The 8426-nt window shown below is 31.7% G+C and carries 7 protein-coding genes and 2 rRNA genes (1 of these 9 only partly in view); all 9 read left to right on the forward strand.

The window, feature by feature from the left end; genetic code table 4:
- Positions 1-6 precede the first annotated feature (6 nt).
- Positions 7-438 carry a transcription antitermination protein NusB gene (locus JV175_RS00790; protein ID WP_205498368.1) on the forward strand — a complete coding sequence of 144 codons (432 nt, stop codon included), beginning with the start codon at positions 7-9 and terminating at the stop codon, positions 436-438.
- Positions 439-440: 2 nt separating this feature from the next.
- Entirely contained in the window at positions 441-935 is a 495-nt protein-coding gene (locus JV175_RS00795; RefSeq protein WP_205498370.1) for a hypothetical protein, read from the forward strand.
- Positions 923-1660, forward strand: coding sequence for a TlyA family RNA methyltransferase (locus JV175_RS00800; RefSeq protein ID WP_205498372.1), 738 nt, complete (start codon positions 923-925; stop codon positions 1658-1660). Before JV175_RS00795 ends, JV175_RS00800 begins: the two co-directional genes overlap by 13 nt.
- A gap of 27 nt (positions 1661-1687) precedes the next feature.
- A complete protein-coding gene (locus tag JV175_RS00805) occupies positions 1688-2845 on the forward strand; it encodes a cysteine desulfurase (protein ID WP_205498374.1) in 1158 nt (385 codons plus the stop codon).
- On the forward strand, positions 2832-3260 hold the full coding sequence (sufU, locus tag JV175_RS00810; RefSeq protein WP_205498376.1) for a Fe-S cluster assembly sulfur transfer protein SufU: 429 nt from the start codon (positions 2832-2834) through the stop codon (positions 3258-3260). The genes JV175_RS00805 and sufU overlap by 14 nt, the downstream gene beginning before the upstream one ends.
- Positions 3250-4503, forward strand: coding sequence for a Y-family DNA polymerase (locus tag JV175_RS00815; RefSeq protein ID WP_205498378.1), 1254 nt, complete (start codon positions 3250-3252; stop codon positions 4501-4503). Before sufU ends, JV175_RS00815 begins: the two co-directional genes overlap by 11 nt.
- A gap of 13 nt (positions 4504-4516) precedes the next feature.
- Positions 4517-5602, forward strand: coding sequence for a nicotinate-nucleotide adenylyltransferase (locus JV175_RS00820; protein WP_205498380.1), 1086 nt, complete (start codon positions 4517-4519; stop codon positions 5600-5602).
- A gap of 243 nt (positions 5603-5845) precedes the next feature.
- Positions 5846-7364, forward strand: a 16S ribosomal RNA gene (locus tag JV175_RS00825).
- A 227-nt stretch (positions 7365-7591) separates the two neighbouring features.
- Positions 7592-8426, forward strand: a 23S ribosomal RNA gene (locus JV175_RS00830) (it continues 2060 nt past the right edge of the window).
- Together the 16S and 23S rRNA genes form the textbook arrangement of a ribosomal RNA operon.

Here is an 8426-nt window from a genome sequence, read left to right on the forward strand (position 1 = left end):
AGTTTTATGGAAAATATTGAAGAAAAAAAGAAAAATTATTTACTAGAAAAAAAAGTTAAATTTATATTAAATTTAATGCAAAGACGAATGAAAATTATTTCAATAATTTACCAATCGCAATTATTCGACAAACCATTAAATTCTAGTGAAATTTTTGAAAATGAAAATCTTAGTGATACTCAAATTAAAATGTTGGAAGCAATCGAAAAGAGATTACCAAGCATCGAAAGTATTATTAAAACCCATTTATCTTCAAATTGACCATGAAAAAGAATTAGTCCACTAACAAGAGCAATCTTAATTTATGGTGTTTTTGAATTACAATTAAATGAACATAAAATTGTCATTAATGAAATGGTAAATATTGCTAAAGTTTACGGAGCAGATTATAAATTTATTAATGCCATTTTAGATAACATTGCAAAACTTTTAAAATAAATATGCAAAATGAATTTTTGAAATGCAAAAAGATCATTCATAAAATTACTCTTATATTACTAAAAGAAAATAAATTAATTAAATATAAAAATCTTTTCAAAAATAAACAAATGCAATTTTTGGTAAGTAAAATTTTAATTTTATTTGGTACAGACTTTGATGCCAATAAATTAGCTAATGTTGAAATAGAATTAATGAATTCTAATTTTCAAAGAAATATGTTTGTTAATATTTTATTAAATCATATTGATAGTGTAGAAGAAAAATACCGAAATTGTAACTGAAAGTCATTAGGAAAATATTTATATTATATTTTCAAAACATCAACTTATTATAGTGATTTAAGACATCAAGTTCCGAATATCTTCGACATTATCGGAGTTGATGCTGCAAATGAAAAAAAACGTGAAGCTTTAAATGATTTTTATCTTTCTTTAGAAAAAGTTGATAAAAATTATAATCATTTTGTAAGGCAGATTTTATTATGGACAAAATAAAAAAACAACGTTTAGATGAAATTATCAGCGATAAATTCGAATTAGATCTTAAAGAAGCTCAGTCTTTAATAAGAATAGGAAAAGTATTAGTTGATAGTGAAAAAATTATTTTGCCAAGTTTAAAGTTTAGTCCTAATTGCAATTTTGAGCTATTGGAGCAAAAACGTTATGTGTCGCGTGGTGCTTATAAATTATTAAAGGCGATTCAAGAATTTAAAATTGATATTAATGATAAAGTTTGTGTTGATATTGGTGCCAGTACAGGTGGTTTTGTACAGGTATTATTGGAACATAAAGCGCAAAAGATTTATGCAGTGGATGTTGGAACAAATCAGCTTGATTATTCACTACAAATTGACAAAAGAGTTAAAAATTACGAAAAGACAAATTTAAAATCTTTAGATAATACTTATTTCGATGAAGACATTGACATAATTACAACTGATGTAAGTTTTATTTCATTAAAATATGTATTCATTGTTGCAAAAGATATTTTAAAACCACAAAAATTTCTTGTTGCTTTGATTAAGCCACAATTTGAAGCATCTTCAAAATATGTTTCTGCAGGTGGTTATGTTGAAGAACAATATCATGATTTTTTAATTAAAAGAGTCGAAGAATATGCAAACGAAAGCGGTTTCAAACTGCTGAAAATTACAAAAAGTCCAATTTTGGGACAAAAATCAAAAAATATTGAATATATTTCATTATTTATTAAAGAATAAAATAAAAATTAAGGAGAAAATTACAAAATGTCGTATCGAAATCGTTTTCCAATGCTTTTAAATAATGATATTGTTTATTTAGATAATGCTGCATTGTCGCAAAAACCAGATATTGTTTGCCAAGCAGGAAATGATTTTTATACAAAATATTGTATTTCGACCCGAACTAAAGACTCTAAACTAGGTTATCAAATTAGCGAAGTTGTAGAACAAACTAGAAAAAAGATTGCTTCATTATTAGATGCAAATTATAAAAATGTGATTTTTTATTCAGGAACAACAGAAGCTCTAAATCAATGTGCTATGATGATTAGTGATTTGATAGAAGATGGAGATGAAATTTTAATTTCGGTTTATAATCACGCAAGTAACATTCTCCCTTATTTTTATTTTTTTGAAAAAATTAAAGATGTAAAAATTACTTACTTTGATTCACAACAAGATTTGATGAACAAAATAAGTTCTAAAACAAGAGTTATTGCTTTGTCACAAGTAACCAATAATGTTAATGAACATTATGACATGGAACAAATTTATCAAAAATGTTTAAAAAACGACATTATTTTAGTTAATGATGCTGCTCAAGCTATTACACATAAAAAAGTAACAATAAAAAATTCTGATTTTATTGCTTTTAGTGCCAATAAATTATATGGTCCTACAGGATTGGGAAGTTTAGTAATAAGTGATAGAGTTTTTCAAAAAATACGTCCTAAAAAATTTGGAGGAGGTTCAGCTAAATCTTTTCGTAATGAAAATTACGATTTTGATTATTCAGCATACGAATCGGGTACTCTTAATTTAGCTGGAATTTATCAATTTAATAAATCACTAGATTTTATCGAAGAAATTTCATTAGAAGCAATCGAAAAAGAAGTTAATGAACTTTCTTATTATTTACATGATGAAATTGCAAAAGTGCAAAATGTTATTGTGTATTCGAAACCGGGAGATGCAATTTGTCTTTTTAATGTAAAAAATGTTGCTAGTCAAGATGTTGCATCATATCTAGGAAACAATGATATTTATGTTCGCTCAGGAACATTTTGTGGTTACTTATTAACTGAGACAAAATATAATGGAACAATGGTACGAGCTTCACTTTCGTTTTATAATTCAAAGGAAGATATTGACAAACTTTGTCATGCTTTAAAAAAAGGTGGTGATTTTCTTGACTTCTTATAGTAATGATCAAAAAAGAGAAATTATTTATTCACATTATTTAGAACCTAAGTTCAAAAGTGATAAAAATCTTCCCTTAAAAGCTTTTGCATATTCAAGAAGTGGTTGTGCCGACAACTTAGAGCTTAGTGTTGAAATAAAGGATAATAAAGTTGTTGATGCAAACTTTATTGGTGAAGGTTGTTCAATTTTTGTTGCTTCGACTGACATTATGCTTGAAACCATAGTTGGTAAAAGTCTTGATGAAGTAAAAGAAATTATTTTAAATTTTCAAAAAATGATTAACAAAGAAGATCACGATAAAAAAAATCTTGAAAAATTAGTTGTATTTGAAAATGTAAAAACTCATATGAATCGGGTAGAATGCGCATCATTAATAATAAGAACTATCGAAGAAGTAATCCATAATGAAAAATAAGATTTTTTTTCATATAGACATGGATTCTTTTTTTGTATCTTGTGAGCGTATTCGAAGAAAAGATTTAATTGGAAAACCCGTTGGTATTTCTCGAAATTTAAAGCGATCAATAGTAACAGCATTATCTTCGGAAGCAAAACAAAAAGGCGCTAAAGTTGGCGAACCAATTCATTTATTAAAACAGAAAGTTCCTGATATTGTTATAGTTAAACCCGACTTAGAGTTTTATCATTTAACAAGCATAAGAATTTTTAATTTTATCGCCACTAATTTTTGTGCAAATATTGAAATTTATTCTGTTGATGAATGTTATATTGATGTCACTGATTTAATTAATGAAGACCAAGCGCTTGAATTTGCGCAAGAGATTCAAAGTGCAATAATGACAAATATTGGGGTTCCGTGTTCAATAGGAATAAGTTACAACAAGTTTTTAGCCAAAATGTCAACAAATCTTGCAAAACCTCATGGGATAAAAAAAACAAATAAAGAAGACATTGCAAAGAATTTTTATCCTTTACAAATTGACAAATTTTTTATGGTTGGTAAGGCTTCAGTTCCGAAATTAAAAAAATTAGGAATAAATACGATTGGTGATTTTGTAAACAAATATCCTTTGCTAAAGGAAGAAGAAGTATTAGGAAACAATCTTCGTAACTTAATGTTGATGATTTCGGGGCGTAATGTTGAAAAAATTGAGAAAAAAAATAGCGATATAAAAGGGATTAGTAATTCTCTTACTTTTATGGAAGAAGATATTGCAGATGAAGAAATACTTTTGAATTATTTAGAGTTTTTGTGCAAAAAAATATCTTATCGTTTGCAAAATCACAATTATGAAGCTTCAACAATCGTTTTATTAATAAGAAGCGCAGAAAAAAAATGAATATCTTACCAAACTAATTTAAAAAATTTTCTTTGAAATTATTCTGATATTTTTTCAGTTGTTAAAAACCTATTTTTAGTTAATTGATCAAAGGAACGAATAAGAGGTTTGGGAATAAGGGTAACAAATTTTAATATACAAAGTAATAGGATAGAAAATTTTTCATTATATAATAATGGTAATAGAGAAAAGGTGATGAAAATAAATGCCATCGTTAATGATGTAAATTTTAATTTTGTTAATAGACATTTAAAAAAAGCTCAAGAAAAATATAAGATTGAACAATTTAAAGTCAAAAAAAATCAATTTACAGTTGATGATTATCCGAAAATCAAAAAAATAAAAATTAAAATCTAAAAAGGAGCAAAAAATGAAAATAGGTTTATTTGGGGGGACATTCGACCCAATACACAAAGGACATATACAAATTGCTATCTCTGCACTTAAAGAGTTAAATTTAGATAAAATAATTTTTATACCCAATAATCAAAATCCATTCAAAAAAAATCAACCAAGTGCAAGTGCCTACCACCGTTTTATGATGGTAAAAATTGCTATAAGTAATTATAAAAAAATGGATGTAAGTGATTTTGAAATTAAACAAAATGGCCCTTCTCATACAATAGATACAATTAATTATTTTTCTAATAAATTTAAAGATGATGAACTTTTCTTTATTATTGGTTCTGACAATATTGAAAAAATTAATAAATGAAGAGGTATTGACGAAATTTCTAGAAAAACTCAAATTGTTGCTTTCGAAAGAAAAGGAAGCACTAAAAATAAAAAAAATATTAAAAGTTTTAATATTATTTTTTTGAAAGAAAAAATTTTAGATGTTTCTGCAACCGATTACCGTAATGGTAATCTAAAAGTGGTAGTTCCAGAAGTTCAGGAATATATTGGACAACATTTTTTATATGTAAAAAACTATTTACTTAATAACTTAAGCGTTGATAGAAGTAAACATTGTTTTCTAACCGCTAAATACGCAAATGAATTGGCAAAAAAACTTAACTATAATTCTAAAACAGCTTACTATTGTGGATTACTTCATGATATTACTAAGGAATGAAGCGTTGAAGAACATCGTCAATACTTGAGAAAGTGTGGAGTTAATGAAAAAAAACTTTTTGACTATGAGCTTCATCAAGAAACAGCTTACTTTTTTTTAAAGAATGAATATATGATAAAAAATGAACCATTACTTGATGCTATCCGTCAACATACTACACTTTCACTATTTCCAAAAACACTTGATAAAATTATTTATGTTGCAGACAAAGTTGCTCCAGGTAGAAGATGAGAAGGAATTCAATCATTACGTAAATTAATCGAAGAAAACTTTGATAATGGATTCAAAAAATTAGTTTTTCTAACCTGAGAAAAATATGTATATGATAAAAAACATATCTCAAAAGAACAAGAAGATATATATTCAAAAAATTCAAAATAGAAAGTAAAAAAAATACTTTCTTTTTTTATAAAAATATGTATAATAATAAAAGTCTTTTCGGAGGCTCAAAAACAGAAATAACCTTAAACAAATTTAAATAAAAAAAATAAAAAAATGTTTGGTTATTTTTAAAAAATAGTATATAATATTATTTGTAACTTGAGCAGCAAACACAAAAAAACTCAAGTCGATAGTTCTTTGAAAACTGGATATAAATACCATAATCGTCAATTATTTATGAACATTTTTAAGAGTTTGATCCTGGCTCAGGATGAACGCTGGCTGTGTGCCTAATACATGCATGTCGAACGAAGTAGCTTGCTACTTAGTGGCGAATGGGTGAGTAACACGTGCTTAATCTACCTTCTAGATTGGGATAACAGTTGGAAACGATTGCTAATACCGGATAGGTGATTTCTCGCATGAGAAAAACATGAAAGAAGCGTTTGCTTCACTAGAAGATGAGAGTGCGCAACATTAGTTAGTTGGTAAGGTAATGGCTTACCAAGACTATGATGTTTAGCCGGGTTGAGAAACTGACCGGCCACACTGGGACTGAGATACGGCCCAGACTCCTACGGGAGGCAGCAGTAGGGAATATTCCACAATGAGCGAAAGCTTGATGGAGCGACACAGCGTGCACGATGACGGCCCTCGGGTTGTAAAGTGCTGTTATTAGGGAAGAACACTTGATAGAGGAAATGCTATCAAGCTGACGGTACCTGATCAGAAAGCGATGGCTAACTATGTGCCAGCAGCCGCGGTAATACATAGGTCGCAAGCGTTATCCGGAATTATTGGGCGTAAAGCGTTCGTAGGTTGTTTATTAAGTCTGAAGTTAAAGCCTGGGGCTCAACCCCAGCCCGCTTTAGATACTGGTAAACTAGAGTGAGATAGAGGTAAGCGGAATTCCATGTGAAGCGGTGAAATGCGTAGATATATGGAAGAACACCAAAGGCGAAGGCAGCTTACTGGGTCTATACTGACACTGAGGGACGAAAGCGTGGGGAGCAAACAGGATTAGATACCCTGGTAGTCCACGCTGTAAACGATGATCATTAGTCGGTGGAGAATTCACTGACGCAGCTAACGCATTAAATGATCCGCCTGAGTAGTATGCTCGCAAGAGTGAAACTTAAAGGAATTGACGGGGACTCGCACAAGCGGTGGAGCATGTGGTTTAATTTGAAGATACGCGGAGAACCTTACCCACTCTTGACATCTTCCGCAAAGCTATAGAGATATAGTGGAGGTTAACGGAATGACAGATGGTGCATGGTTGTCGTCAGCTCGTGTCGTGAGATGTTTGGTTAAGTCCAGCAACGAGCGCAACCCCTATTTTCAATTACTAACAGGTAATGCTGAGGACTTTGGAGATACTGCCTGGGTAACCAGGAGGAAGGTGGGGATGACGTCAAATCATCATGCCTCTTATGAGTGGGGCGACACACGTGCTACAATGGTCGGTACAAAGAGAAGCAATACGGTGACGTGGAGCAAATCTCAAAAAGCCGATCTCAGTTCGGATTGAAGTCTGCAACTCGACTTCATGAAGTCGGAATCGCTAGTAATCGCAGGTCAGCCATACTGCGGTGAATACGTTCTCGAGTCTTGTACACACCGCCCGTCACACCATGGGAGCTGGTAATGCCCGAAGCCGGTTAGTTAACTTCGGAGACGACTGTCTAAGGTAGGACTGGTGACTGGGGTGAAGTCGTAACAAGGTATCCCTACGAGAACGTGGGGATGGATCACCTCCTTTCTACGGAGTACAAAGTACACACTTTAAGATTTAAAATCTTTTTACTATTATTTGATTATGGAAAAATTTATATCCAGTTTTGAGAGTATTATCTCTCTAGTTAGTTCTTTGAAAACTGAATAGAAAAGACATTTGTATATATATTAATATTCAAACGTTTTGATCAACCTATAGAATACATCATATCTAATTTCTAATTTTTAAACAATTAGGACAATAGGTCATACTATTAAATAAGTAAGAGTTTTTGGTGGATGCCTTGGGTCTGGAAGTCGATGAAGGACGTGATTACCTGCGATAAGCCTCGTGGAGCTGGAAATAAGCTACGAAACGGGGATTTCCGAATGGGGAAACCCAACTAGATTAATCTCTAGTTATCATTTAGTGAATACATAGCTAAATAGAAGAGACACGTTGAGAACTGAAACATCTTAGTACCAACAGGAAAAGAAAATAAAGAATGATTCCCTGAGTAGCGGCGAGCGAACGGGGAAGAGCCCAAACCAACTTTGTAGTTGGGGTTGTAGGACTGTCTACACGGAGTTACAAAATAAACAGATAGCAGAATAAGTTGGAATGCTTAACAATAAAGGGTGAAAGTCCCGTACGCGAAATTTGTTTATCTCTTGACAGTATCCTGAGTAGGGCGGGGCACGTGAAACCCTGTCTGAATCTGCCGGGACCACCCGGTAAGGCTAAATACTAACCAGACACCGATAGTGAACTAGTACCGTGAGGGAAAGGTGAAAAGAACCCCGGGAGGGGAGTGAAATAGATTCTGAAACCAATTACTTACAATTAGTCAGAGCCCGTTAATGGGTGATGGCGTACATCTTGCAGTATGGACCGGCGAGTTACGACAACATGCATGGTTAAGTGGAATAAAGCGAAGCCGTAGAGAAATCGAGTCTGAAATGGGCGAAAGTATGTTGTTGTATACCCGAAACCAGGTGATCTATCCATGAGCAGGCTGAAACTTAGGTAACACTAAGTGGAGGGCCGAACCGTAGTACGCTAAAAAGTGCCCGGATGACTTGTGGATAGGGGTGAAATTCCAATCGA

It is taken from the genome of [Mycoplasma] gypis (assembly GCF_016924775.1).
In the GTDB taxonomy this organism is placed as follows: domain Bacteria; phylum Bacillota_I; class Bacilli_A; order Mycoplasmatales; family Metamycoplasmataceae; genus Metamycoplasma; species Metamycoplasma gypis.